We start from the raw sequence: 26,486 nt of genomic DNA, 5'->3' as shown, positions 1-26,486 counted from the left end.
GTTATTCGCGACTCGCTTGCCTATTACTTACGCATTGCGCGTAGGAAGATCTTGCGGATTTCCGACGCGACAAGCACGATTGCGGCCAAGCCGATACATTCAAGCCATGCCGTTGCCGGCAGCGGCGTGGTACCGAATGCCAGGTTGAGGCCCGGAATGTAAATCACAAACAGCTGCAACACAATGGACAGCGCGATCGCGCCCCACAGCCACTTGTTGGCAAACAGGCCGCGGAAGGCGCTCTGGTAATGGCTGCGCGAGCACAATGCGTTGAACAGCTGGGCGAACACAAGAATCGTGAAGCCCATCGTGCGCGCTTCGGTCATTTGCGCCGCGTGTCCCATCGCTTCCACGGAACGATCGGTGAACAAGCCGCCATCCAAGTGCATGTCCATGCCGATCAACGTGACAAGCGCCATGATGATGCCGATGTAGATAATGTCGCCCCACATCTGGCCGTCAATCACACGGTCGGTAAGCTTGCGCGGCTTGCGGTTCATCACGTCTTCAGTGGAGGGATCCACGCCCATGGCGAGCGCCGGCGCGGCGTCGGTCAGCAGGTTGATCCACAGCAGCTGCGTGGCGAGCAGCGGCACGGTCACGCCTTGCGCGCCCGGCTGGCTGATGCCGAGGAATCCGGCGAGCATGACGCCGCCGAACACCGTGAAGACTTCACCCACGTTGGAGCTCAACAGGTAGCGCAGGAACTTGCGGATATTGTCGAAAATGTTGCGGCCTTCGCGCACGGCGGCCACGATCGTCGAGAAGTTGTCGTCCGCCAGAATCATCTTGGCGGATTCCTTTGTCACTTCCGTGCCCGTAATGCCCATGGCGACGCCGATATCGGCAGACTTGACGGCCGGGGCATCGTTGACGCCGTCGCCCGTCATGGCCACGATGTTGCCCTGGCGCTGCAAGGATTCCACAATCTTGAGCTTGTGTTCCGGTGCCACGCGCGCATATACGGACACTTGCGAAGTCGCCTTGTCGAAGGCTTGCGTGTTGCCGTCTGCGGAAAGCTGGTCGAGCTCTTCGCCCGTCAGCGCCTGCTCATCGGGCTTGATGATGCCCAGATCGGAGGCGATACGTGCGGCGGTAAGCGGATGGTCGCCCGTGATCATAACCGTGCGCACGCCTGCGCGGTGCGCTTCGGCCACAGCGTCGCGCACTTCCACGCGCGGCGGATCGATAATGCCGACCATGCCGTTCCAGATCAGGTCGTGTTCAATGACATCCGCTTGTTCGGCGATGTCGGTGGGCTGGCCGGCGGCGTTCGTACGAATGCCGGGTACGGTCGCGAGCGACGCGGTTTCCAGCGGGCGGTACGCCTCGCCCAGCGTACGGTACGCTTCGTTGGACAGCTTTTCGACGGTCTTCAAAATACGCTGACGGTCACCCTCGGTAAGCGGGCGGACGGCGCCGCCGTTGACAGCGATGCGGTTGCAGAATGCGAGCAGCACGTCTGGAGCGCCCTTGGCGAATACGGTGAGATTGCCCGCATCGGTGCTGTCCTGGGCAATAATCGACATGCGCTTGCGTTCCGAAGTGAACGGAATCTCGGCTACGCGCTGGAAGCGGTGGTACTGGCGGTCGGCATGAACCTTGCGGGCGGCCACAACAAGCGAGACCTCCGTGGGATCGCCAATGACCTGCCAGCTGCCGGGCTTGTCGCCTTCACGCAATTCGCCGTCATTGGCCAAGTAGCCGGCGCCGAGCGTGGAGATGACTTCATGGCGTACATCTTCGGGGACGGCGGAACCGTCCGTGCCAATCATGTCGCCTTCGGGAGCATAACCCGTGCCCGTAATCGCCACTTCGCCCGAAGCGGTGACCACGCGTTCCACGGTCATCTCGTTCTTCGTAAGTGTGCCCGTCTTGTCGGAGCAGATCACGGAAGCGGAGCCAAGCGTTTCCACGGAATGGAGCTTCTTGACAATGGCATGATGCTCAGCCATGCGCTGCACGCCAAGCGCGAGCACCACGGTAAGAATGGTGGCCAGGCCTTCAGGTACGGCAGCCACGGCCAAGGATACGGCCAACAGCAGCGACTCGATTACATCGTCAACGCTGCGGAAGCCTTCCATCAATGCGAGTGCGAGCAGCACCACGGCGGCGATAATGCACACGGCGATGCCGAGGATCTTGGAAACGTGGTTCATTTCCTTTTGCAGCGGCGTGGCCTCGTCTTCGGTGGACTGCAGCAGATCGGCGATCTTGCCGACCTGCGTGTTCATGCCCGTACCCGTGATGATGGCGCGGCCCGTGCCCTGCGTCACGGAAGTGCCGTTGAAAATCATGTTGGAACGGTCACCCAGCGCCTTCGCCGAAGCCAAAGTTTCAGGCTTCTTGCTGACGGGCACCGACTCGCCCGTCAGGCTCGCTTCGGCAATGCGCAAGCTTGCCGCGGCAAACAGGCGTCCGTCGGCGGAAACGGTGTCGCCTTCCGCGAGCACCACAATATCGCCGGGCACCACGTCCGTGGTGTTGATGCACTGGATACGGCCATCACGCAACACATTGGTTTGCGGCGCTGTCATCTCGCTCAACGCGCTGACGGCCTGCTCGGCCTTGGCTTCCTGCACATAGCCGAGCACGGCGTTAACGATAAGGATCAGCACAATCACAATGGCGTCGAACGGCAACGCTTCACCGTCTCCGCCATGACCGCGTTCAATGAACCAAGCGATCAGGGAAATGACGGTGGCCGCCAGCAGCAGATAGACGAGCGGATCTTGGAACTGCTGCAGGAATTTCTTCCATTTGGGTACGGGCGGCGCGCTGGCCAGCTCGTTGGGACCAAACTTTTCGAGCCTGCGCTTCGCTTCCGCGCTGCTCAAACCAGTGTTGGGGTCCACTTGCAGCAGTTGTGCGACTTTGTCAGCGTCCGTTAGCGATGGATCGACATCCGTCAACAGTTGCTGTTGTGCACGCACTTCTTTCAATTCCTGTGGCGACTGTGGCTGCACAGGCTCGGGTCCGGCGGCCGACGCCGGCACCGGTTCCACTTCTTCAACAATACGTTCACTCATACCACACGACCATAGGGGGCATAGCTGGGAAAATGCCGGTATTTGTTCACGGGCGAATACCCGCATGCCGCATGAATCTTCATGTATGGCGATCTTGGCTCGGGGTGCTGGGAAGATAGTCACTATGGCACAGAAGAAGGGCCCGACTAAAGGTTCGGGCGGAAAACATCGCAATGCATTACGCGGCAAGGGTCCGACCCCGAAGGCGGAAGACCGCGTATACCACAAGGCATATTTTGCCAAGAAGCACACGGAAAAGCGCCTGCGCTCCGATCCGCGCCTGGCGGCTCGTCGCCGTGCGGCACGATTCACTTCGGATTCCGACGATCTGGTTGTCGGCCGCAACTCGGTGCTCGAGGCGCTGCGCGTAGGCGTGCCGGCCACCACGCTGTACATGGCCACGCGCATTGAGCACGACGACCGTACGCGCGAAATCGTGCGTCTCGCAGGCACGCACGGCCTCAACATTCTTGAAGCCGACCGTCTCGAAATGGACCGTATCGCGCATACGGGCAACCATCAGGGCGTGGTACTCAAGGCCCAGCCGTACCAGTACTCCTCGCTCAAGGAACTCGCCGACCGCGCCGAGCGCAAGGCCAAGGCCATGGAAAATGCCAACGACCCCAAGTCGCGCATGCTGGCCCGCCCGCTGTTCATCGCGCTGGACGGCGTAACCGACCCGAACAACTTGGGCGCTGTCATCCGTTCGGCCGCCGCATTCGGCGCCAACGGCGTGATTCTGCCCGAGCGTCGTTCCGCTTCCGTCACGGCCGCCGCTTGGAAGGTGTCCGCAGGCGCGGCCGCCCACATGCCTGTGGCGCGCGTGGTCAACCTCACGAAGGCCATCGAGGCGCTTAAGGAACGCGGTTACTACAGCATCGGCCTGGCCGGCGGCAGCGACAAGCTCGTCGGCAAAACCGGTTTCGAAACCGATCCGCTTGTGGTGGTGCTCGGTTCCGAAGGCAAGGGCATCAGCCGCCTGACGCGCGAAGCCTGCGACGCGATCGCCCAGATTCCTATGACGAACATGGTCGAATCGCTGAACGCTTCCGTCGCGGCCGGCATCACGCTGTATGCCGTGGACCGCGCCCGTCGCGAAGCCGCCGAATAATCGGATAATCGAGTAATCGAATATATAAAAAATTGGGTGACTCCTGATGTACGGGAGCCACCCAATTTTTTCATTAATTTTTAGATAGTACTGGTCGCGGAAGCGCGCCGTTTCGCACGGTACCGTATCTCAGTGCGACCACACGGCCGCATCCGGATCATCTTCCGCGTTATATCCGTCCTCATCGACGCCGGGCGCACGATAGCTAGACTCGGCGGAATCATCATCCGCATCATCGGATTGCGGCGCATCATAATATGTCGAGCGCTCATCGACAATGCCGGAATCGGCTTCCTCATTAAGCTCGTCAAGCGTCTTGCGATCCAGCTGGTACTGCGGCAGCACATTCTTGATATAGGAATGGATCGCCTCGCCCATCGACACGTCATGGCCGGCCTTTTCCGCGAGGAACCAACGATGGTCGAGAATTTCATGGAAGAACTGGGCCGGCTCAATACGCGTACGGTATTCGCGCGGAATCATGCGAACCGTCGGTTCGAAGACCTCGCGCATCCAGTCGGTCGCCACAATTTCAATATCGTCGCCTTCACGCCAAGTGGAAGCGCGGTAGGCGTCCAAATCGTTGAGCAGACGGCGAGCCTGATTCTCCTGTACATCCAGGCCCGTCAGGCGCAGCAGCTTGCGGCTCGCATATCCGGCGTCCACCACGCGCGGACGCACCATGACGCGCTTGCCGTCCTCGGTGGCGTTCATTTCCAGCTCGTCCACATCGAAGCCCATGTCATTGAGGTGGTTGACGCGCTGTTCAATCTTCCACATCTCGTTCGGCGTGAACTTGTCGGTGTCCGTAAGCGCGCTCCACAGCGAATGGTAACGGTCAACCAAACGATTGCCGATCTCGATTTCATCGACTTCCATCGGCAGCAGTTCGCCCGAACTCAAATCCATCAATTCGCCAATAATATTGGTGCGCGCCAAATCAATATCGTATTCGCGCTGGCCATCGGTCAAATTGACTTGCAGATCGCCCGTTTCGGCGTCGACGAGGAACGCGGAGAACGCGTCGGCGTCACGCAGGAACAGGACGTTCGAAAGTGAAACGTCACCCCAGTAAAAACCAGCCAAATGTAGGCGCACCATAAGCACGGCAAGCGCGTCGATGAGACGTTCGGCCGTGTCCGGGCGCAGCGTTCGCGAGAACAGTGCGCGGTATGGCAGCGAGAAGCGCAAATGACGCGTCACGAGCATGGCTTCGAGCGGCTCGCCATCAGTGTCATGGCGTCCCGTCACCACGGCGATCGGCTGGACGGTAGGCAAATTCAATTTCTGGAGCTGGCGCAGAATCTCATATTCTCGCTCGGCTACATTGCGCGTGATCTCTTTCATGGCGTAGACGTCGTCGCCCACGCGCACGAAACGCACCACGTGGCGGGAGATACCGCGCGGAAGCTTGACCAGCAGGTCCTGCGGCCATGCGGACAGCGGAGTCTCCCACGGCAGGGAAAACATTTTGGGATCGGAACCGGAAGCGGTGATCTTCAACGCGGAAGGTTCCTGCGACTGGGACGCGGGATCTTCAGCGCGTACCGAGGTTGCCTTCAAGGCACGTGGATCCATCTCATTACTCATATGCGTCACTTTACCTCAACGTTTTCCTAGCATTACCGGTTTCAGCGCGGATGCCGCGCACGAAGAAATGTGCTGTATGGGAATCGCCGACAGTCGGCCGTAGCCACTGGCGCGAGCGCCCTTGTGGAGTCTTGTCATGGCGTCCCCACTAATTCCCCCATAAACACCACAAGGGCCGCACCCCTTGCACAATGCTGTGCTTGGTGGTGCGACCCTTGTGGCAGAAAGGTTCTCAACAAACGATTGAGAAAACTTTATTAGTTCAGACGCAGCTCGGTCGACGGGGAGAAGAGGTGCATCTTGGCCGGGTTGACCTTGATCTTGACGACGTCGCCGACGTTCGGCAGAGCGCGCGGCGAAACGCGGATCGTGGTCAGCTTGTTCTGGTCGGACATCATGGCGTCATGAGCGGAGTTGGCGGAAGCCTCGTCCGTGATGATGTTGCCGTAGATGTAGCCGTCGGAGCCGAGGTCTTCCACGTTCATAACCTTGAGCGAGAAGGCGTTGGCCTCATCCGGGCCAGCCAGCGTTGCGTCTTCCGGACGGAAGCCGACAACGATTTCGTTCTTGTCTTCCGGCGTGAGCTTTGCGACAGCATCCTTCGGCAGTTCCAGAGTATCTTCGCCGATCTGGGCCTTGCCGTTGACGACAGGGTGCGTGTTGATGTTCATGGACGGCGAGCCAATGAAGCCTGCCACGAACACGTTTGCCGGACGATCGTACAGCTCGGTCGGAGCGCCGACCTGCTGCAGGATGCCAAGCTTGATGACTGCAATACGGTCACCCATCGTCAGAGCCTCGGTCTGATCGTGGGTCACGTACAGCGTGGTGACGCCGAGCTGGCGCTGCAGGGCAGCGATCTGCGTACGCGTCTGCACACGAAGCTTTGCATCCAAGTTCGAGAGCGGCTCATCCATGAGGAAGACCTTCGGCTCACGAACGATTGCACGGCCCATGGCCACGCGCTGACGCTGACCACCGGACAGTGCCTTCGGCTTACGATCAAGGAACTCGGTAAGATCCAGAATCTCTGCGGCCTTTTCCACGCGCTTGCGGATTTCATCCTTCGGCGTGCCAGCGATCTTCAGGGCGAAGCCCATGTTGTCTGCAACCGTCATGTGCGGGTACAGAGCGTAGTTCTGGAACACCATTGCAATGTCGCGGTCTTTCGGCTGCATGGTCGTAACGTCGGTGCCGCCGATGAGGATGCGTCCCTTGTTCACTTCTTCCAGGCCTGCAAGCATGCGAAGCGTCGTTGACTTACCGCAGCCAGAAGGGCCAACCAATACGAGGAACTCGCCATCCTTGATGTCGAGATTGAGATCGTCTACCGATGGGGTGTCATTGCCCGGGTAGATACGAGTCACATGATCGAAAATGACTTCTGCCATTATTAATCCTTTCATCATTAATCCTTTCATCGGCAGGTACGTGCCGAACGATCCGTTGTGAGGGGATTACTTGTTTCTGGTGCTTCCATTCAGCGACGTCTACATCGACGCCTTTGAATTTCCACGTTTTACTTGTAACTCAGTGCCGAGTTTTCGTCTCTTCATTGAGCTGTGTTTTACTATACACGATTCCCGCGTGACAGCAAACGTTTTCATTCAATACGAGAAAACTTCACACACTCTTCATAATCGTTGTCCAGCAAGCGCACGCTGAGGGCGATATATAAAAATAGGTGAAAGCCACGTACACCCCCCGTATTGCTAAATCGTTTTTCTACCCGAATGTTCCATTCATATGACAATTGCAAATTCCATATGATTTTTCGTTTGGGCGTGTCGTATATCGGACATATGCATACGATTTCGGTTCGTGTTTTCTGTTCGCGTTCACGTTCCATATTCGTTTTGTTTTCACGCGCCGTTAAGGAACCATTCTTATGCGTAAAAATCGTCGTTTAACTAGCAAATTGCGTATTTTCACGGATACCAATTATTTATTTATGTTATTTATTTATGTTTCCGCGGACTTGTGTAGTGCTGGCGCACCGATTTATGTGCATGATGGTGCGCATTGCGTACCGTACCGCCCACATGTTCCTTATTATTTTTGCCGTCCGGATAGATGATCATAGACCGGTTGACAGGAATCACAGGCACGCCAGGAGCCATATAGGACGCAACATTCTGGGCGGCTGTCGTACTGCGGGCCGCGCCACTGCGAGCAGACGGGCTGCCCTGAACCGCGCCACTGCGAGCCGACGCGTTCCCCTGAACGGCGCCCCTATTATGAGCGGACTCATTACGGACCTCATCATCACGTATGGCGGATCCATAATGAACGGTCCCGCATGAACAGCCGCGTTATGATCTGACTCATTACGGACGCCCTCATTGTGATAATTATCCGCTGCCGCGCCATTTCTCTTATGTTTGCGCCGCTTGCGTTTCATCATCGCAATTTCGTTGTTCAATTCATTGACCGAGTGCGTCAGTTCGCGCATCTGCGCCTGCAACACTTGCGATTCAACGTCGACCAGCGCGTTTTCCTCATGCGCCTGTTCCGCCGTCTCATTGTTGATTTGATCGATAATCCACGACGCGATGATGGCCGTCACAATGCCGATGAGTGCGATACCGGCCAACATCAGAAAAACGGCGACGATACGTCCGCTAACCGTAACGGGATACAAATCGCCGTATCCGACCGTGGTTACCGTTACGAACGCCCACCATACCGTCACGCCGAACGAGGTAAGTCGTGCGTCGGGAGCGCCGAATTCGGCCGCGTATTCGGCGAGCGCGCCCACATAGATCGTCATGACGAACATGCCGATTGCGTACACGGCGAGCCGACCGCGCAACGCCATGCCGGCCCCATGGTTGAACATGTGCAGCATGGCCAGCAATTGCAGCAGGCGCAATGGGCGGAACATCGGCAACGCGATGGTGGCCAGCAACAGCAGGTTCTTCTTGAACCAAACTTTCCGGTTGGGCGCGAGAATCAGAGACACCACATAATCGATGGCGTACGCGATCCAGATGACGTCAATGACGCAGTCGCACAGCCACATGTGCGTGCGGGCAAGGATCGTCCAAGAGTAGGCGAACAGGAAGATTCCCGACAGCACCATCAACGGTATGTCGGTGTAACGGTTCCACTGCTTCAACGTCATAGTTGCATTGTAACGAGCCAACCATGGAACCGTTGAGCCGTCCGCATGGCTACTTTCTTAGAAAATATGGCGTTGCACACATTACCATGGTGCGCATGAGTGAAATCCAAGCGCTAAATGTACAGGCGGGCGATACGATCGGCGGCTACACGCTGATCGACCGTCTGGGGGGCGGCGCCATGGGTTCGGTGTGGAAGGTAAAAGACGACGGCGGCCAATTGCACGCCATGAAGATCTTGCGCGACTCGTTGGAGGACGACCGCAACACGAAAGATCACGTTACGTCTCGTGAACGTCTGCGCCGTGAGGCCATGGCACTGCGCAAAATTCATAATCCGGGTGTGTGCGGCATCGACGACATGGAACTCGACGATTCCGTCGCGTTCATCGTGACGGAGTTGATTGAGGGCGAAAACCTGCGCGACGATGTGGCGCATAACGGCAAGTATGTGGGGGAAGACCTAGAGCGGTTGGCCAGCAAACTAATCGCCGCCGTACAGGCCGTGCATGCCGCCGGCATTATCCACCGCGATATCAAACCGACGAATGTCATGATTTCCACGTCGGGCCCGATTCTCGTGGATTTCGGCATCGCTATGGGACAGGGAGAGTCCCATGTGACGAGCACGGGCCTGGTAATGGGTACGCCGGGCTTCATCGCTCCGGAAATTATTGACGGCGCCGAATCGGACGAGATGACCGACTGGTGGTCGGTGGCATCGGTGCTCGCGTTCGCGGCAACGGGCGCACCCGTATTCGGTTCGTCCCCGATGATGGCCGTACTCGAACGCGAGGCGAGCGGCAACGCCAATTTGGCCGGACTTCCGCCGCGTACGCTGGCCGCGTTCCGTTCCGCGCTCAGCCCGGACCGATCCAAACGTTGCACTCCGCAGGAATTGCTGAACGCGATTACCAAAGACGCATGGAATAAAGATGTGTGGGACCGTCCGGATTCGGACATGATGCTCCCTTTTGGCAAATCTGAGCCGGACGGGACCAGCGAGAACAGCACTGACCGTTCCGGCGAGCGCCAGCATACCCGATTTCCGAACGCGCGTTTGGCATGGCGTGCGCGCGACCGGCGCACGATGGCGTTGAAAACTCCGCCTCCTCCCCCGCCTTCGCAGACTTTGCGAGCTACGCCGGCGCTGGATTCGGCGACTGTGCCGTTGATGAATACGGTGGCGGAGCCGCACGAAAGCATGATACAGGCGACGCAGGTTATGGGTGATACCGTGCCCGTTCAGCCGGGCCGTATGGTGTCGTCTTCTCCCCAGGCGGCTGTCAGCGATTCGCATACGGTGCCGATGGCCGAGCGGCAGGCGATACCTCAATCGGGACATGCGGCGCCTGTTACGGAACGTCCGTCGGCTCCTGAATACGCGGCGGCTCACGAATATACGACTGAATATACGGCGCCGGTTCAGCCGGTACAGTCCGTCCGACCCGAGGCTCCCGAATATACGATTCCCGAGCATCCGGCGCCCGACTATCCGGCTCCCGAGTACCGTGATCCGCGCAGCCTGTATGTTCAGCGCAGCATGCCCGTTATTCTGACGCTTGCGCTGCCGTTGATGATATTGGCCGCGGCATATCCGATTACGTCATGCCTTGTTGCGGGCGCGCTCATGATTATTGCGAGCGCCATCGGCATCAATATTGTGGCCCAGTCGCAGCGCGAGACACGGCGTGGTGCAGCGAAAGCTTCCGACATGCTGTTGCGCATCCTCTCGTTCCCCGTGCATCTGTTGCGCGGATTCATTGAGGTGCTGCCGACCTTGGCGATTGGTTTGGTGGTAAACGTCTGCCTCGTGGTGATCATGGTGGTGCTGTTGCATGCGCCGCTGACATTTGCGACCGCCAATTTGTTCGGATCCCTGCTGCGTATTCCCGTTCCATACGGGTCGCCATGGTCTTGGGGCGGCCTGTCGTTGGCTGTCGCGTCGGCGGCGGCTTGGATTATCGGTTGCTATTGTCCGCATACGGCCATGTTGCGCATGGGATTGGGTTCGTTGCGCGGCAAAGAGCGCAACGGGGAGAACCAGGCCAATACCTTGGCGAGCGCCACGCTGGGCATCGCGATCGTCGCCATTCTCGTGACGCTGGTCATGTTGTTCATGGCGCACGGCATTGACTGGTGGCCGTGGATACTGTGAATTTCCGCCCGTGAAATCGTAGGGTGTGTGCCATAAGGTTGATTGCAGATATTGCCGTAACAAGGAAAGGTTTCGTATGGCTCAGCCGAATGCCAATAAATCGAACCATAAGTCGCGCGCGGAACGCCGCGAGGCCGAACGTTTGGCGCAGCAGGCCCGTTTTGAACAGGCCGCCAAGGAACGCAAACAGCAGACGATCATTGGCGTGATCGTGATTGCCGTAGTGGTTGTGTTGCTGGTGATTGCCGGTGTGGCCGTGTGGCGCAATCTGCATCCGGCTTCCAGCAACAACGCGGCGAGCGACGAGACGGCCGACCAGGCGTACAGCGCGCTGCAGGCCGTGGAGACGAAGCCGTCGAAGGCCGACGACAAGGGCGGCATTCTCATTTCCAAGGACGGCTATGGCAAGAAGGTCGCCGACGCTCCGACGGTCGGCATTTACATGGATTTCCTGTGCCCGGGTTGCGGCAATCTGAACCGCAATTTGGATGCGGACTTGATCAAAATGATGAATGCCGGCCAGATCAATATTGATCTGCATTTCATGTCGTTCATGGACCGGTATTCGACCGACGAATATTCCAGCCGCGCCGCGAACGCCGCGCTCTATATTGCCGAGCACGACGATAATCCGGACCACCTTCTCGAATACGTCACGAATTTGTATAAGAAAGATTTCCAGCCGGAAGAGGGGCCCGACTATCAATCCGTGTCCAATGACCAGCTCAAGGCCCAGATGAAGAAGGCGGGCGTCTCCGACGACGTGGCCGACAAGGCGTTTGACGGCACATACAAGGACTGGCTTGACGCCATCAACACGTATACGCCTAAGCGCGAGGAACTGTGGAACACGTCGGGCAGCCTCAAGGGTTCGATGAGCACGCCCACGGTGACGATCAACGGCTACTTCTGGGACATGAACCAGCTGACGTTGGCAGACGTGTCGATCCCCGACGGATTCCTCGAATCGATTGGGCTCAAGAAGGCCGATGTGGGCGTTGCCGGAGATATGCCTTCCATTGGCGCCAAGGGCAAGCCGATCTCCGTGGCCACAGGATCTGAAGAAAAGTAACGCAAAATAAGCCCTGCCGGTTGCATTCCGCAGTATTTTATGTCAACGAAATCAATAGTTGACAGATGTCATAGATGCCCCGTAAACCTACGGTTCCGTAGGGTTACGGGGCATCTTGCTCTTCCCTTATGGCGGTAGCCGGCACGTAACATTCGCTACGAGCAGACACCCTCAAATATCCACTATGCGGATACGGCCGTAAGGGTGAACCGAGATCGACTACACCCCCTTTTGTGACACACGGCATTCAAATGTCTCATTATTTGTGCGTGTCGAAATCACGATGCGAACATTTCCGTGATTTTTGAGGTTCACGCGTTCGTCGAAAGACACCACAGACGCGTCTCTGCTTGAAGATCTTCGTGAGTTGTTATATTATTCCTTGCGCTTGCGTATACGAATTTGCAGCGCAACGGGCATTTTGCCTCCTTAGCTCAGATGGCCAGAGCGGCCGCCTTGTAAGCGGCAGGTCGTCGGTTCGATCCCGACAGGAGGCTCACAGTGCGTTGAGAACGCCAGTTGTGAGTTGTATACTGAAGGCATACAGGACAACGGAGTTCGCCGCAATAGTCTTACCCCTGAGTAAGTTCCCGGTAGCCTTCTCCCAACCATTGGCTTCCGGTTTGGCAGGCAATCTCCCAACCAGCTTTGCCTGCCAATTAGGGGGCGAGAATATACCCTTCTCTCTCGCCCCCATCTTTTTTTACTTTTTCAATGTAATGCACGCGACTTCGTTTTGTGCCACAATGGTACGCGACACTACGCTAGAGCGGAGAGGCAGGCAGTGCATATGGCGAGACGATGGACTCCGAAACGCATCATTACCCTTCGAAGGATGCGCGTCATACTCGTGGTGCTCGCCGTGGTATTGGCGTCGTGCGTCACATTCGTCTGCACAGCGCGCAAAACGGTCGCATTGGAAGTCAACGGCGAACACCGTACCGTCACCACTTACGCGCCCGACGTCTCCAGTTTCTTGCGCCAACAAAATGTGCCGATCAAAACCCACGATTTAGTACAGTCTTCCAGCGGAGCCGACCTGACCAACCACACTGTCGTGACGGTGAAATCCGCTTACGAGACGACGTTGATCATGAATGGCCAGACCGTTCCGTTCTGGACCGTTGCGGACAGCGTTTCTCAATTGCTCGACTTTTTCGCCGCCAATCAGGCCCAGGCGAACAAAATTACCGTCGATTTGTCCGGTGTTAAAAATCAGTTGACGGGCGGTATTGATGTCAATTCCGACGGTCCCGTCACCGTAATCGCGGACGGCAAGACCTCCATCGCGCCCAACGGCAAGCTGACGGCCGCTTCGATTCTCGATTCGAAGGGCATCGTCGTTCATAAGGACGATCGCGTCACCGTGAACAAGGATGGCAGCGCAACCATTCTGCAAGTGCAGCGCGTGACGCATGAGACGCAAACGACTTCTGAACCTATCGCTTTCTCCACACGCGTGATCGAGGATCCTTCCCTGCCCGAGGGCACGGTTGAAGTGCGCCAGCAAGGCCAGGCCGGCGAGAAAACCGTCACTTATGACGTGACGCTCGTGGACGGTGTGGAAGAGTCGCGCAAGGTGACATCCGAGGCGACCGTGCGCGAGCCGCTCGACCAGATTGTGGTACGCGGTACGGCGAAACCTGCCGCCACAACCAATGCGCAGGACTCCGCAGCCGATTCTAAAAAGTCGGAATCCGGCACGGATAGCGACGCCAAGCAGGCCCAGCAGTCTCAAGACGCTCACCAGTCCACGCAAGAGGACTCCGAATCCAAGCAGCACACGGACTCGTCCGCTTCCGCGGACACCAAGCAGGAAGAGAGCAAACCGCAAGCTTCCGAATCGGCCAAACCGCAGGAATCTCAGACCCAGCAACCCGCGCAGCCTACGCAAAAGCCGCAGGCCACACAGCAGCCGACGCAACAGCCAACGCAGGAACCTACTCAGCAGCCGACGCAACAGCCGACTCAGGAACCCACCCAGCAGCCGACACAGCAGCCAACTCCGCAACCCAAGCCCGAAGAGGACGCGGCTTCAAAATGCCGCCTCTACCGTCCCAGCGCGGGACAGGCGCAAACCTATGCGTCGGGAGCCGCGGCACAATACGGTTGGACGGGTGACAATTGGACGGCCCTTGTCAAGCTCTGGAACCGCGAATCGGGTTGGACATGGAGCGCCGAGAATCCTTGGAGCGGTGCCTACGGCATTCCGCAGGCCTTGCCGCCAAGCAAAATGGCCGCGTATGGGGACTGGCGCAATGACGGAGCCGCCCAAATCGATTGGGGCTTAAGCTATATTGCGCAGCAGTATGGCAGCCCGCTCAAAGCTTGGGAGCATTCGGAAAAGGTCGGCTGGTACTAAACCTGTGCCTCACTGCGACGCCGTCATAGAACGCCTCTAGCTATACTGAAATCTGAGTGAGTAATTGGCATAAGTGAGGGCAAGTATGGCTGAACACGCATCCGGGCGACTGTTGGGCGCCGCAGACATCCGCAGAATCGCTGCGGAGGCTGGAATTAGCCCCACTAAAAAATTTGGTCAAAACTTTGTGATCGATCCTGGTACCGTACGCAAAATCGTTCGCGCGGCAGGCGTGACGGCGCAGGATCACGTCATGGAAGTCGGCCCGGGATTGGGCTCGCTTTCGCTTGCCATTTTGGAGACGGGAGCGACCATGACGGCCGTTGAAATTGACCCGTCCGTGGCCGAACGCGTTCCGCACACCATTGCCGAATTCATGCCGGAAGCCACCGACCGTTTCCGCGTGGTACTTTCCGACGCATTGGCTGTCACCCCGGAAAATCTTCCGGATTTCAACAATGACGACCATTTCATGCTTGTCGCCAATCTGCCTTACAACGTGGCGACACCTATTGTATTGACCTTGCTTGAGCGCTTCCCCAACTTGACGTCCTTCGTGGTCATGGTGCAAAAGGAAGTGGCCGACCGCCTGTGCGCCAAGCCGGGCAGCAAGATTTACGGCGCCCCGAGCGTCAAGCTGGCGTGGTTCGGCGAGGCCGAGCATGCCGGAACCATTGGCCGCAACGTGTTCTGGCCGGCGCCAAATGTGGATTCCGCGCTCGTGAAGTTCACGCGCTATGAGCAGGGTTCATTGCCCGTTGCCGAGGAATTGCATGTGGACCGCCGTGAAGTCTTTGCTCTTGTGGACGCAGCTTTCGGCCAGCGCCGCAAAACGTTGCACGCGGCGCTCAAAAAGCTGGTACCCAATGAGGCCTTTGCGATCGCCGACATTGATCCCACGCGTCGTGGTGAAACGTTGACGATTGACGAATTTGCGCGTCTGGCATGGGGCGTCAAGGAGTGCGCGCATGAGTGACGGCATGATGTTCTCCCCCACCTCGCCCGCCGTGGTAAGCGTGGACTGTCCCGCCAAAACGAATCTCACGCTCCATGTGGGAGGACGGCGCGAAGCGTGGGGCGGCCGACATGAACTCGACACCATCTACTGCGCCATTGGCGTTTTCGACACGGTGACCGTGCGCCAAAAGCCGGCCGGCAGCGGCTTCTCGCTGGACATTTCCGGCCGGTTCTTGGGCGACTTGGCGTCCTCTTCCACGGATCTGCGCAACAACCACGCCGTGCGCGCGCTGTTCGCGATGGCCGAGGAAAGCGGCAATAGCGCCGATGTGGCCATAACCATTGAAAAGAACATTCCCGTGGGCGCGGGATTGGGCGGCGGATCCTCGGACTGCGCCGGCGCCATGCTCGCATTGAACTCATTATGGGAATTGAACTGGCCGTTGGAACGCTTGCAGCAGATCGCCGCACATCTGGGCGCCGACATGCCGTTCTGCCTTACAGGCGGCTACGCTCGAGGCACGGGATACGGCGAGAAAATTGAACTATTGAACTCTACTAATCCAGAAGTTCAATCATTGGTAGCGGCCGGCTATACGGGCGATGTGCTCGTGGGCGCCTACCGCGCCGAATTGAGTACGCCCGAAGTATATGCGTCATTCGACGAGTTGGGCGCCAAGGCCGGGGACGCCAACTCGCTGCAGCTTGCCGCCATCTCGTTGCATCCGCGAAGCGGTGTCGCCATCGATGAAGCCTTGCAATATGGAGCCACGCAGGCGTTCGTCTCAGGTTCGGGACCGTCCGTGGTGGCGTTCGTGCCCAATGCGGACACGGCCGCGGCCATCGAGCGCGCCTGGTATGAATCCAACGCCGTCGACCGCGTGATTCACGCCACGGCGCCTGTCACTCCAATCGTGCGCGCGCAATAATTTCATAAGGTTTCACGGCTCCCCTCCTAATAGCGCGCCTGCGCTAGGATGTTCCAGTAAGCATACGCAGTAAGGAAGTGTCATGGCTCAAAAGAACGAAGAGCGCGAAGCACGCAAGGCTTATATGCGCCGCCGTCAGACCAAGGTGTTCTCCACGGTGGGTGTCGTCCTTGCGGTGGTTCTCGTGATTGCGCTACTCGTCGCCTTCCATGTGGGAGGCCTGGGCACCGTGAATTCTTCTGAAGACGAGCCGAATTACGGCGTAGTGACGGCGTGCCCCGTGGCATCCGCGGACGGAAGCAAGGGCAAGTATTTGGACAACCGCAATGTCACGGTCCGCGTGCTGAACGGCACGTCCTCTGCAGGCTTTGCGGGCGCGGTGGGTTCCGCACTCGAGAACCGCGAATTCGTGTTGCAGTCGGTCGACAACTACAAGGATTCGGACGTCAAGCGTACGACAATCTATTTCGGCAAGAATGCGATCAACGAAGCCTACACGGTGGCCGGCAATATTCCGGATGCCCAAATGGTGATGGACAATCGTGACGACAAGCTCGTCGACGTGGTGCTGGGCTCCACCTTCGACAATCTCACGCCCGAAAGCGATGTCCCGAAAACCAATAGCGACATCAAGGGATTCTCCAACTGCGTGGACGCTTCCAAGCTGGGCAAGCTTCCGGCGGCCGAAGCCCACAACAACGTCTGATGTTCTGAACTTTCCAAACGGGCCGAGCAACCTGCATTGTCAGGTTGTCCGGCCCGTTCTTGTTACTCCTGCGATTCCTCGTACCAGCGGTGCAATTCAGCCACAGCCGTCTCATGGTCCACGGGACCGTTATCCAAACGGTATTCGAGCATGTGCTTGTAAGCCTTGCCCACCGCCGGGCCTGGAGCGATGCCCAGTTCCTGCATAATCTCGTCGCCGTTCAAATCGGGGCGGATGGCGTCGAAGTCTTCCTTCTTTTTGAGTTCGCGTACGCGATCCTCCATCTCGTCCATGGCGTGCGCGAACACGAGCGCCTTGCGCTTGTTCTGCGTGGTGGCGTCGGCGCGCGTCAGGCGGTTGAGGCGCTCGTAAAGATGTCCCGCGTCCTTGACATAGCGGCGCACGGCGGCGTCCGTCCAAGGCTCGTCCACATAACCATGGAAACGCAAATGCAGGTTCACGAGTTCCGTGACGTCTTCAATAAGATGGTGGTCGAAGCGCAGCGCCTTGAGGCGCTTGCGCGTCATTCTCGCACCCACGGAGTCATGGTGGTGGAAGCTCACTTTGCCGCCGGGCTCGAATTTGCGCGTCTTCGGCTTGCCGATATCGTGCATAAGCGCCGCCAGTCGCAATGTCAGATCGGGAGCTGGCACAGGGCCGTCCTCGCCCGTTTCGAGCGCTACCGCGCGGTCGATGACCATAAGCGTGTGGCCGAACACGTCCTTATGGCGGTGGTGTTCGTCAATTTCCAGCTGCAATGCCGGAATTTCAGGGAATACAAGATCCGCGAGGCCCGATTCAACCAGCGTGGAAATGCCCTGGCTGGGCCGCTCGCTGAGCAAAATCTTCGTAAGTTCGTCGCGCACGCGTTCCGCAGACACGATCGAAATGCGGTCCGTCATGTCGCTGAGCGCTTCCGCCGTTTCCGGAGCGATATGGAAGCCCAGTTGCGCCACGAATCGTACGGCGCGCATCATGCGCAGCGGATCGTCGTCGAATGACTGGTAAGGATCGATTGGCGTGCGCAACACTTGCTTTTGCAAATCATTGGCGCCGCCAAACGGATCGACGAATTCAAGGTCGGGCACGCGCAACGCCATGGCGTTGACCGTGAAATCACGACGCGACAGGTCCCCTTCCAGCGAGTCTCCGTAGGCCACTTCAGGCTTGCGCGAGTCGGGATCATAGGTGTCGGAACGGTAAGTGGTGACTTCCACCTTCACTTCGGTGCCGTCGGGACGGCGGCGCATGGCGCCCAGCGTGCCGAATTTGCGGCCCATGTCCCAGAATCCATCATGGCCGAAACGCCGCAGGATCGGCTCGAATTCTTCCGGACGCGCCGATGTACAGAAATCCAGATCATGCGAGCGCCGGTGCAGCAACAGGTCTCGTACGGGACCTCCCACCAGCGAGAGCTCATACCCTTCATCGGCGAACATTCGCCCAAGTTCAATGGCTTCGGGCCATACTTCGAAGTTCACGCCATCCCTTTCTGGCAACTTTATATTCTGCTCTTCAAGCATACCGTTACCTAGCCTGCACATGGGTTGAGTATGGTTGATTACATGATTACACCCGCGGACGTTGCACGAATGCATGCCAACGCTGCGGCCAACCATACCCAAAATCCGCTGGAACCAGACAAATTATTATATACGTCCCAGTCGGAAGGCCTTATTATTCCGGCCCCTTCCATCGAGATCGAGGAGCCGTCCACGCCGACACCGGCCATGATGCCGCGCCACCGCGCCGTGGGACGCCCTTCCACCTTCGCGTCGCTGAACGCGCAGGATCTTCCCGTAGTACGCGAATATTCGGCCGGCGGCCTCGTATTCGACGACCAGAACCGCGTGGCCATTATCGCGCGCCATTCGCGCAGCGGACACTTGGAATGGTGCCTGCCCAAGGGCCATATTGAAAAAGGTGAAACGCCCCAGCAGACGGCGGTTCGTGAGGTGCACGAGGAAACGGGCATCCTCGGAGAAGTGGTAGATTCCATCGCTACGATAGACTATTGGTTTACAGGAACCAGCCAGCGCGTTCATAAGCTCGTCCATCACTTTGCGTTACGTCAGATTGGTGGTGAGCTGACAGTAGAAGGGGATCCTGATCACGAGGCCGAAGATGCCATTTGGGTAAAGTTCGAAGACCTCGATGATGTGCTGAGTTACCCTAATGAGCGTAAAATTGCATGGCTGTATGCAAGGAAACGTAACAGGCAGGCGTAACGTGAACCAATCTCGTGCTATTTGGCGCGCTCTCACCCATGTGCGGCGTGCGGGTGTCGCCATAGCCATGACACTGACATTTGTCGTGTGCATGGCGCTTGGCATCGGGTTCCACACTCCCCTGGCGTCCGCCGATGAATCGCAGCCGTCTTCCGGTTCCGCGGCAATGCCAGACCCGACAGTCACGCTCACGATCGACAAACTCACGCCTATCGTGACGCAAGATTCCGGATTAAGCGCGCAAGTCACGATCGCCAACCATACGGATGAACGTCTGGAAGACGGCGTACTGGCGCTGTATACGAATCTTCAGCACGCGTTCACCTCACGTACGGAAGTCCAGCAGTGGGCCGACGACGATTCGCGCATTCCCGTTCCCGACGGACTCGAGTCCGTTTCCGTTCCCGAAATCGACGCGAACGGGACACAGACGGTTACCATCGACGTCGGCAAAGACGATGACGCGCTCCAATCCATCGCGACATGGGGACCGCGCCCGCTGGCCGTCGAATATAGTCCGACCAACGGCGCTCCCATCGTTTCACGCACCTTTTTCACGCGTTCCTGGGACGGATTGGATACGCAACGTACTCCGCAACTCAATATGACCGTCGTCATGCCGCTTTCCAGCACGCAATGGCAAGTCAATACGAATGCGCAAACGCAACTGATCAAGGGCAACGGCGATCATCTGCCCAATCCGGCGTCCGTAGTCAATTTTTCCGATAGTACGCAGGCCGATTTGCGCGCCAAAGCGGCCTTGGGCGCCCGTTATCCGCAGTTGCAGACGATCGCGGATCCGCTTGTGCTACGCAGCGTCTCCGACGCGCATATTGAGGGACTCATGCAAATGGGCGCGTTCGACATGACCGCCTACACGCAGCTCAACGACACGGACTTGTATGCGGGAGCCGGCATCGATCCGACTGACTGGAACGCGCACGCCAGCCTGCACGCGTGGCGCACCATGGTCGGCGACAATTCGGCGAACAGAAATACATATGCATGGCAGGGCAATGGAGTCTGGACGTATGACGCGCTGTCCCAAGCGCGTTCCCAGGGCTACACCACGGTGATCGCCACGCATAATTTCGAAAATCTTGGGGACAATGGCGCGCATACTTCCGTCTATTCCGTTCCCACGGACAATGGCGAGGTCCAGGTGCTTGCCGCACAACCCGTGCTGACGAAACTGGCGTCCGGATCCGAGACAAGCCGTGCGGCGAGCGCCGAGAAAAGCGTGGCGGGCCGCGTAGCGCGGTTTATGGCGCAAAGCGCGTTCTACCAGATGGAACAGCCCTATATGGAGCGCAATACGCTGGTGTGCATGGGCGCGAACACGTCCGCACGCGAAGTCTCGGAAATCATGGCCGCGTTGCATAACGCAAGCTGGCTCAACATTACGGATTTGAGCACGCTGGAACATAGCGAGCCGCTGGCCGACGGTCTCAACGCCGTGGCGTTGCTGCCTGAATCCGAAGACGGTTCTTCCGTGGACACGACGGCCGTGACGGCAGCGTTGGAGTCGCTGCGCCAGAGCCGTGTCGATGTGCAAAGATTTACCGATTCCATTCTCGACGTGTCCGGAAAAGTGCCGACACCTTCGCCTTCGAGCTCCCCCTCCCCTGACGCTTCCACCGAGGCCGGCAATGCGGATTCGCGCGGATCAGCCGCCAAAGCTTGGGGCGAGGATTTGTTGCAAGCGCACAACACAATGGCGCTGCTCGCGATGGACGGCAACAACACGATGCGCAATGCCATGACGCGTGGCGCCTCGGATTTCGCCTCCACGCTGCTCAACGCCGTGAATATCACGTCTTCCAATTCGATCAATGTGGTTTCGGAAACGGCGACAATGCCCGTGACGGTGAGCAATTCACTGCCGTTCCCCGTGGATGTGAAAGTCTCTTCGATTACCAATTCGATGGAAATCGTCACGTCACGCATGACCGACGCCGTAGTACCCGCCCATGGCGAAGCGCAAGTGGTGTTTAAAGTGCGCGTGTCCACCGCCGGTTCCACGATCGCCACTGAAAAATTGCTCGACCGCGATGGCCGCGCGTTCAGTTCCACGAAATACACCACGATTACAAGCGCCCTGCAGATCAGCGACAAAAGCGGATCACTGTTTATCATTATCGCTTTTGTGCTCGGCGCGCTCGGATTGTGGCGACAGTTCCACCGCAAGAAAGATCCCGACGAATGAGTTCCAGTTCCGTAGGTAAAAATTCGTTCATTATGGCGTCGGGTACTGCGGCGTCGCGCATTACAGGCCAGATTCGTACGATTTTGCTGGCCGCGGCGCTGGGTACCACGGGTCTGACGGCCAACGCGTACCAGGCGGGTTCCATGATCCCGCAGGTCATTTATACGCTGATTTCGGGCGGCATTTTCAACGCCGTGCTTGTCCCGCAGATTGTGCGCACGTTGAAAGACAAGGACGCCGAAGACAAGCTCAACAAGCTCATCACGTTCGCGATTGTGCTGCTGGCCGGCGTGACGCTGCTCATGGCCGCAATGACGCCGATCCTGTCGCGCTTGTATGTCAACGGCAATGACGCGATGATCGCGCTGACGAACGCGTTCACGCTCTGGTGCATGCCGCAGATCTTCTTCTACGGCTTGTATACGGTAATCGGCCAGGTGTTGGCCGCGAAGAACCATTTCACCACCTACGCGTGGAGCTCGGTGGGAGCCAACATCATCAGCTGCGCGGGCTTCGGCGTATTCCTCGCCATTTTCGGCCATGCGAGCGAACAGCCGACCTCTTTCTGGACGCAAGACAAACTGGCGCTGACAGCCGGCATGTGGACGCTGGGCGTGGCGTTTCAAGCACTCGTGCTGTTCTTCCCGCTGATGCGCATCGGATTGCATTACCGCCCGCGTTTTGGCGTGCATGGTATCGGTTTGCGCACGATGGGCCCGATCGCCGCGTGGAGTTTCGGCATCGCCATTGTTGACCAGCTCGCCAATATTTTGTGCACGCGCATGACGACAAGCGCTCCGATGATCGCCGAACAACAGATGGGCTTGAGCCAGTATGATGTGGCCGGCAACGCGACTTACCAGAACGCCTACACGATTTATCTGCTGCCGTACTCGCTGATCGCCGTGTCCGTGGCGACGGCGATTTTCCCGCAAATCTCCTCGGCTTTGGCCGAACGCAAGCTCGACGAGGCGCGCCAGGACTTAAGCAGCTCCCTGCGTACCGTGGGCGTGATCATGTGCTTCTTCACGGCCGCGTTCCTCGTCATGCCGCTCTCGATCACGCGCGCGCTACTGCCGTCCGTCGCCGTGCCGCAAGCCCTATTGATTTGCGCCCCATTAATGGCGCTGGGCATCGGCCTGCCGCTGACAAGCGCATATTTGATTATTCAGCGTACGTTCTATGCATTCGAGGACGGCCGCTCCCCGTTCATTTTCATGGCGATCTACTACGTGCTGCAGCTGGGCCTGATGTATGCGGGCATGGCGTTCCTGCCGCCCACCCAGTGGGTCATGCTGCTCGGTTTGACGGGATCGCTGGGATATATTCTTTCGTTCCTACCGCTCGTACTTATGTTGCGCAAGCGATTCGACGGGTCGCTTGACGGCCGCCGTATCGCGTACGCGTATGGAAAGGCGATTGTCGCCACGATCGTGGCCGTGGTCTGCGGACTTGCGTTGCGCGGACCGATTTATCGTATGATCGGCATTGAAATTCACGGATCGACAGGATCGATGACATGGATTCAGGCCGTCGTTTCCGCAATCTTGCTCACGATCATCATTACGGTCGCCTATATCGGCGTGCTGTGGATTTTGAAATCCGAAGAACTCATGTCGGTGCTCAATACCGTCAAGCGCCGTATTCCGGGACGCGCAGCCGCGGCGGCCGTGGACGAACCCCTTAACGAAGTCGAGGAACTCGACGCCCCCATTCCCACGGAATTGCAACAGCTTCCGGCCGACGATCTGGACGCCACCCGCGTGCTTCCTCAGCGCGTAACGACGACTACGCCAACCGATACACTTACACCAGACGCGCGGCCGGCAAGCATGCCGCCACTGTATCCGTCGCCTTCATCTGTGAATCAGCAAGCAGGGGAAATCATGAGACCTCATTTGGGAGATACTGTTCTTAACCGCTATACGCTTGTTTCCCCATTGCGCGAGGAGCCGGGCATCGAGGTCTGGAAGGCCAGCGATCGCGTGCTGTCCCGCGACTGCCAGCTGTTCATTATTACCAACAAGGCGCTGCTCCCCGCTGTCAACGCGACAGCCGGCACACTGGCCGCATCCCATGACGAACGTTTCGATTCCGTGTTGCAATTGCAGCACGCGGGCGATATCGCACTTGTCATTACGAAAATCGATACGGGCATGTCGTTGTCGCAGTATTTGCGCGCCCGCACCGACGCGCCGCTGAGCTATGAAGCGATGCGTTCCATTATCGCCGAAGCCGCACAAGCGGTGATGAAGCTTCAGCAGCAGCATTTGACGCATCACGCGCTGGGCACCGATACGATTCGCTTGACGCGTTCGGGCGTGCAACTGGCCGATACCACCGTGAGTGCCGGACTCGTTGACCCGTCCCATACGGACGGTTCCGTATCCATGGAACGCTTGGCCATCTGCCAACTCGGCGCCGTGCTCTATAGCATGCTGACGCGCACTCCTTCCGCGGGCGTGCAGCAGTTCAGGCTTTCGGAGCTGCCCCAAGATACGCCGATCGAGTTTACGGCCATTTGCCGCCGTACGCTCAACATGACGGACGACGAGGACCATCCGTTCCCGTTGCTGACCATGAACGAGCTGCATGCGTTGCTCGAACAGCCCAAACCGTTGATCGCACTGTCGCGCCATGACGTTCGTTTGACGCTCCCCACGGGCGAATGCTCGATTGTTCAGGTGCCGATCAAGCCAGCCAAGGAAGCCGACATTCTTCCCATTCCCAGCACCCTGATCAGCTCTTCCACTCAGAGATTGGCGTTCAACGGGCTCAACTTGAACCTGCCGACACTTCCGGATATCGACCCGTTGATTGATGCGGCCGCGACTGATGGCAAGGATTTGATGGATGCCGAGGAAAACGGCTCTGACGGTTCAAGCAAAGATGACAAGACTGGCAAGGCGGGAGAAGGCGCGGGCGAAAAGACGCAGGCGCTGAAGGCCGGCGAATCCTTTAAGGCGTTGTGGGACTCGAGCAAAGCGTACATGGAAGGCAAGGATTCCGGCACGCTGCCTGAAATCAATCCTGAAGACGCTACGGAAATGTTTACGGCTTTCACCGGCGAAGAACCGGAGCCGCCCATGCAACCCAATCGTATGACGGTTCCACTCGATGTGAGCGCCATTCGTGACGGTTCCAAAGACGCCGACAGCGGACTGCAGGCTACGGGCCGCATCCCCGTATTCAGCGATACGGGCGAGATTGTGCCGCCAGGAGCCGAATCGCAGCGTGCGCTGGACGAGGAACGTCGCCAAATCAATGCCACATACCAGGAAGGCATTCCGGCGCTGCCGCCAAGCTTTACACCGCAGGAGACGGAGCACACGACGCCTGTGTCCTCCCAGTTCCTGCCCGAACCCAAGAAGAAGCACAAGGGCCGCGGACGTGTCGCCGCGATCGTGGTAGTCGCCGTATTGTTGGCGTGCGTGCTGGGTCTTGCCATTCGCGCACTGGCCACGGGCGGATCCATGTTCGACATTTTCAAGCAGGACAGTACGAGCTACTGGCCGAAGATGAATTTGAACGATGTACCCTTCGGTTCAGGCAAGGGCAGCGACGCCCAGGCGCATGATGACGATGTGAAGCAGCAGCCGTCGGCACAGCCGTCCGAGACGCAAAAGCCTGAGAATACGGAACCTTACCCGATCTCTTCGGGCAAGTTCCTGGACCGGCCCAATGGCCAGCAAGGCTACGGCTATCTCATTACGTTGGACGGCGAGCACGATGTGAACAAGGTGGTTATTTCCATCCGTTCCTCGGGCGGTACGGGCTTTATCCGCGTCAACACGAACGGAGATCCTACGCAAGGCGAGCAGGTGGCGCAGTTTACGTTCGACCAGAGCGGTACTACGACCGTCAAGCTCGATAAGAGCGTCAAGACGCAGAATGTGATGCTGTGGGTGCCGCTGGACAGCCTGCCGGGCAACCAGTTGTACATCAACTCCATGAAGGCGTACTGAGGGTAAAAGCAACCTAGAACGCAAATGGGGAGATAGCCATGATGGCTATCTCCCCATTTTGATTTTGTACTGGTTGTTGGTGCGGCTTCTTCTGCGTTGCCTCTATTCTGCTTCCTCTGCGTCGTCTCTTTTATATCGCTTCTCCTGCATGACTTCTGCTGCGGTGCTTTCCCCTTGCAGTGCTTCTTCTGCATTTTGAGACATGAAACCCGGCGTGTCTGTCGCAAAATGCAGAAGTTGGGGGTGCTGGTGAAGGTTTGTGCCGCGGGCGGTACGGGAACAGCACGGATCGAGCAAAGTAATGGAGGCTTTGTACCGCTGATGGCATAAAGCCTCCATTGAATAAATGAATGGATTAGAAGAATAAAGGTTTTGAACGACTTCATGGGTCAAAAGCTAAGATGCCCTAGTTTGAAAAGCCATGTTCACATCGCTAGGCTGAGCACACTGAGCATATAAAGGCTAAATCAGCGTCTACGGGGCTTGTAGCCGCGTTTGCGGGACGTAGGCTTGTGCTGATGCTGGAATTGCATGTGCGCCTGTTGTAGGGCCGGATTATGGTGCGTCAGATGCCAAGCTCCACAGAAATCACAATGGTAGACCCAGAGTTCCGTTCCCCGCTCAATACGACTTTGTTCCGCAGCATGCCATGCCGTGGTGCGGTCATGGTACATGATCTTTTGACTAGTTTCACAGCGCTTGGGAACGAAATAATGCATACGTTGCATCCTAATAAGCCGTAACGAATTTGCGCGATGCGCTATATGGAAAGATTGGTAAACAAGTGTGGAGGACACATATCTTTTGTTTGCGTAAGTGTCTGAATACAGAAAGAGCCCTTGTCCGTCAGGACAAGGGCTCTCAACTTGAAGAATGAATGCGGCGGCGTGTTACTCTCCCACACCCTACCGGGTGCAGTACCATCACCGTGCCAGGCCTTAGCTACCGGGTTCGGAAAGGGACCGGGCGTCTCTCCTGGGACCATGGCCGCCGCAAAAACCAGTCGTTGGCGTGGCGGTCCGGGAACCGGCTAATGGACGCGGAGCGCACA

17 protein-coding genes, 1 tRNA gene and 1 rRNA gene are annotated in these 26,486 nt (G+C 58.0%); 11 read left to right on the top strand and 8 right to left on the bottom strand.

The window, feature by feature from the left end; translation table 11 throughout:
- Nucleotides 1-23 precede the first annotated feature (23 nt).
- Nucleotides 24-3,029, bottom strand: coding sequence for a cation-translocating P-type ATPase (locus BMAGN_RS06425; protein ID WP_022860281.1), 3,006 nt, complete (start codon nt 3,027-3,029; stop codon nt 24-26).
- A 124-nt stretch (nt 3,030-3,153) separates the two neighbouring features.
- On the opposite strand from BMAGN_RS06425, the gene rlmB reads away from it, so the two are divergent.
- Nucleotides 3,154-4,140 (top strand): 23S rRNA (guanosine(2251)-2'-O)-methyltransferase RlmB, encoded by a 987-nt coding sequence (gene rlmB, locus BMAGN_RS06420; RefSeq protein WP_022860280.1) that lies wholly within the window; start codon nt 3,154-3,156, stop codon nt 4,138-4,140.
- A 129-nt stretch (nt 4,141-4,269) separates the two neighbouring features.
- Here rlmB and BMAGN_RS06415 read toward each other — a convergent pair whose 3' ends face one another.
- The 3 genes from BMAGN_RS06415 to BMAGN_RS08760 all read right to left on the bottom strand — a co-directional run bounded on the left by BMAGN_RS06415 (nt 4,270) and on the right by BMAGN_RS08760 (nt 8,854).
- Entirely contained in the window at nt 4,270-5,718 is a 1,449-nt protein-coding gene (locus BMAGN_RS06415; protein ID WP_152593281.1) for a DUF4032 domain-containing protein, read from the bottom strand.
- 269 nt (nt 5,719-5,987) lie between these two features.
- Nucleotides 5,988-7,121: an ABC transporter ATP-binding protein gene (locus BMAGN_RS06410; RefSeq protein WP_022860278.1), complete on the bottom strand. Its 1,134-nt coding sequence runs from the start codon at nt 7,119-7,121 to the stop codon at nt 5,988-5,990.
- A 707-nt stretch (nt 7,122-7,828) separates the two neighbouring features.
- Nucleotides 7,829-8,854 carry a potassium channel family protein gene (locus tag BMAGN_RS08760; protein ID WP_081931574.1) on the bottom strand — a complete coding sequence of 342 codons (1,026 nt, stop codon included), beginning with the start codon at nt 8,852-8,854 and terminating at the stop codon, nt 7,829-7,831.
- 95 nt (nt 8,855-8,949) lie between these two features.
- Between BMAGN_RS08760 and BMAGN_RS06400 the strand changes: the two genes are divergently transcribed.
- The 7 genes from BMAGN_RS06400 to BMAGN_RS06365 all read left to right on the top strand — a co-directional run bounded on the left by BMAGN_RS06400 (nt 8,950) and on the right by BMAGN_RS06365 (nt 17,036).
- Entirely contained in the window at nt 8,950-11,010 is a 2,061-nt protein-coding gene (locus tag BMAGN_RS06400) for a protein kinase domain-containing protein (RefSeq protein ID WP_081640929.1), read from the top strand.
- Between the two features lie 76 nt (nt 11,011-11,086).
- Nucleotides 11,087-12,082, top strand: a complete 996-nt coding sequence (locus BMAGN_RS06395; RefSeq protein ID WP_022860275.1) for a DsbA family protein — start codon at nt 11,087-11,089, stop codon at nt 12,080-12,082.
- Between the two features lie 423 nt (nt 12,083-12,505).
- Nucleotides 12,506-12,579 (top strand) — tRNA-Thr (locus BMAGN_RS06390).
- A gap of 293 nt (nt 12,580-12,872) precedes the next feature.
- Nucleotides 12,873-14,444: an aggregation-promoting factor C-terminal-like domain-containing protein gene (locus BMAGN_RS06380; RefSeq protein WP_026502131.1), complete on the top strand. Its 1,572-nt coding sequence runs from the start codon at nt 12,873-12,875 to the stop codon at nt 14,442-14,444.
- Nucleotides 14,445-14,529: 85 nt separating this feature from the next.
- Nucleotides 14,530-15,420, top strand: a complete 891-nt coding sequence (rsmA, locus tag BMAGN_RS06375; RefSeq protein ID WP_022860273.1) for a 16S rRNA (adenine(1518)-N(6)/adenine(1519)-N(6))-dimethyltransferase RsmA — start codon at nt 14,530-14,532, stop codon at nt 15,418-15,420.
- On the top strand, nt 15,413-16,330 hold the full coding sequence (locus BMAGN_RS06370; RefSeq protein WP_022860272.1) for a 4-(cytidine 5'-diphospho)-2-C-methyl-D-erythritol kinase: 918 nt from the start codon (nt 15,413-15,415) through the stop codon (nt 16,328-16,330). The genes rsmA and BMAGN_RS06370 overlap by 8 nt, the downstream gene beginning before the upstream one ends.
- 82 nt (nt 16,331-16,412) lie before the next feature.
- Nucleotides 16,413-17,036: a LytR C-terminal domain-containing protein gene (locus BMAGN_RS06365; RefSeq protein WP_022860271.1), complete on the top strand. Its 624-nt coding sequence runs from the start codon at nt 16,413-16,415 to the stop codon at nt 17,034-17,036.
- A gap of 62 nt (nt 17,037-17,098) precedes the next feature.
- On the opposite strand, the gene BMAGN_RS06360 is transcribed toward BMAGN_RS06365, so the two are convergent.
- Nucleotides 17,099-18,517 carry a CCA tRNA nucleotidyltransferase gene (locus BMAGN_RS06360; RefSeq protein ID WP_026502129.1) on the bottom strand — a complete coding sequence of 473 codons (1,419 nt, stop codon included), beginning with the start codon at nt 18,515-18,517 and terminating at the stop codon, nt 17,099-17,101.
- Between the two features lie 84 nt (nt 18,518-18,601).
- On the opposite strand from BMAGN_RS06360, the gene BMAGN_RS06355 reads away from it, so the two are divergent.
- From BMAGN_RS06355 to BMAGN_RS06345, 3 genes are all read left to right on the top strand, one after another.
- Nucleotides 18,602-19,264, top strand: a complete 663-nt coding sequence (locus BMAGN_RS06355; protein WP_026502128.1) for an NUDIX hydrolase — start codon at nt 18,602-18,604, stop codon at nt 19,262-19,264.
- A gap of 67 nt (nt 19,265-19,331) precedes the next feature.
- Nucleotides 19,332-21,470: a DUF6049 family protein gene (locus BMAGN_RS06350; protein ID WP_152593280.1), complete on the top strand. Its 2,139-nt coding sequence runs from the start codon at nt 19,332-19,334 to the stop codon at nt 21,468-21,470.
- 32 nt (nt 21,471-21,502) lie between these two features.
- Nucleotides 21,503-25,435, top strand: coding sequence for a murein biosynthesis integral membrane protein MurJ (locus BMAGN_RS06345; RefSeq protein ID WP_026502126.1), 3,933 nt, complete (start codon nt 21,503-21,505; stop codon nt 25,433-25,435).
- Between the two features lie 102 nt (nt 25,436-25,537).
- Here the strand turns inward: BMAGN_RS06345 and BMAGN_RS08320 are convergent, their stop codons facing one another.
- The 3 genes from BMAGN_RS08320 to rrf form a co-directional block, all read right to left on the bottom strand.
- Nucleotides 25,538-25,828, bottom strand: coding sequence for a hypothetical protein (locus BMAGN_RS08320; protein WP_155802539.1), 291 nt, complete (start codon nt 25,826-25,828; stop codon nt 25,538-25,540).
- A gap of 74 nt (nt 25,829-25,902) precedes the next feature.
- Nucleotides 25,903-26,154: a hypothetical protein gene (locus BMAGN_RS08555; RefSeq protein ID WP_033510735.1), complete on the bottom strand. Its 252-nt coding sequence runs from the start codon at nt 26,152-26,154 to the stop codon at nt 25,903-25,905.
- A 158-nt stretch (nt 26,155-26,312) separates the two neighbouring features.
- Nucleotides 26,313-26,430, bottom strand: a 5S ribosomal RNA gene (gene rrf, locus BMAGN_RS06335).
- Nucleotides 26,431-26,486: the final 56 nt, after the last annotated feature.

It is taken from the genome of Bifidobacterium magnum (genome assembly GCF_000741255.1).
GTDB classification, from domain to species: domain Bacteria; phylum Actinomycetota; class Actinomycetes; order Actinomycetales; family Bifidobacteriaceae; genus Bifidobacterium; species Bifidobacterium magnum.
This window is presented reverse-complemented; position numbering and strand designations above follow the sequence as displayed.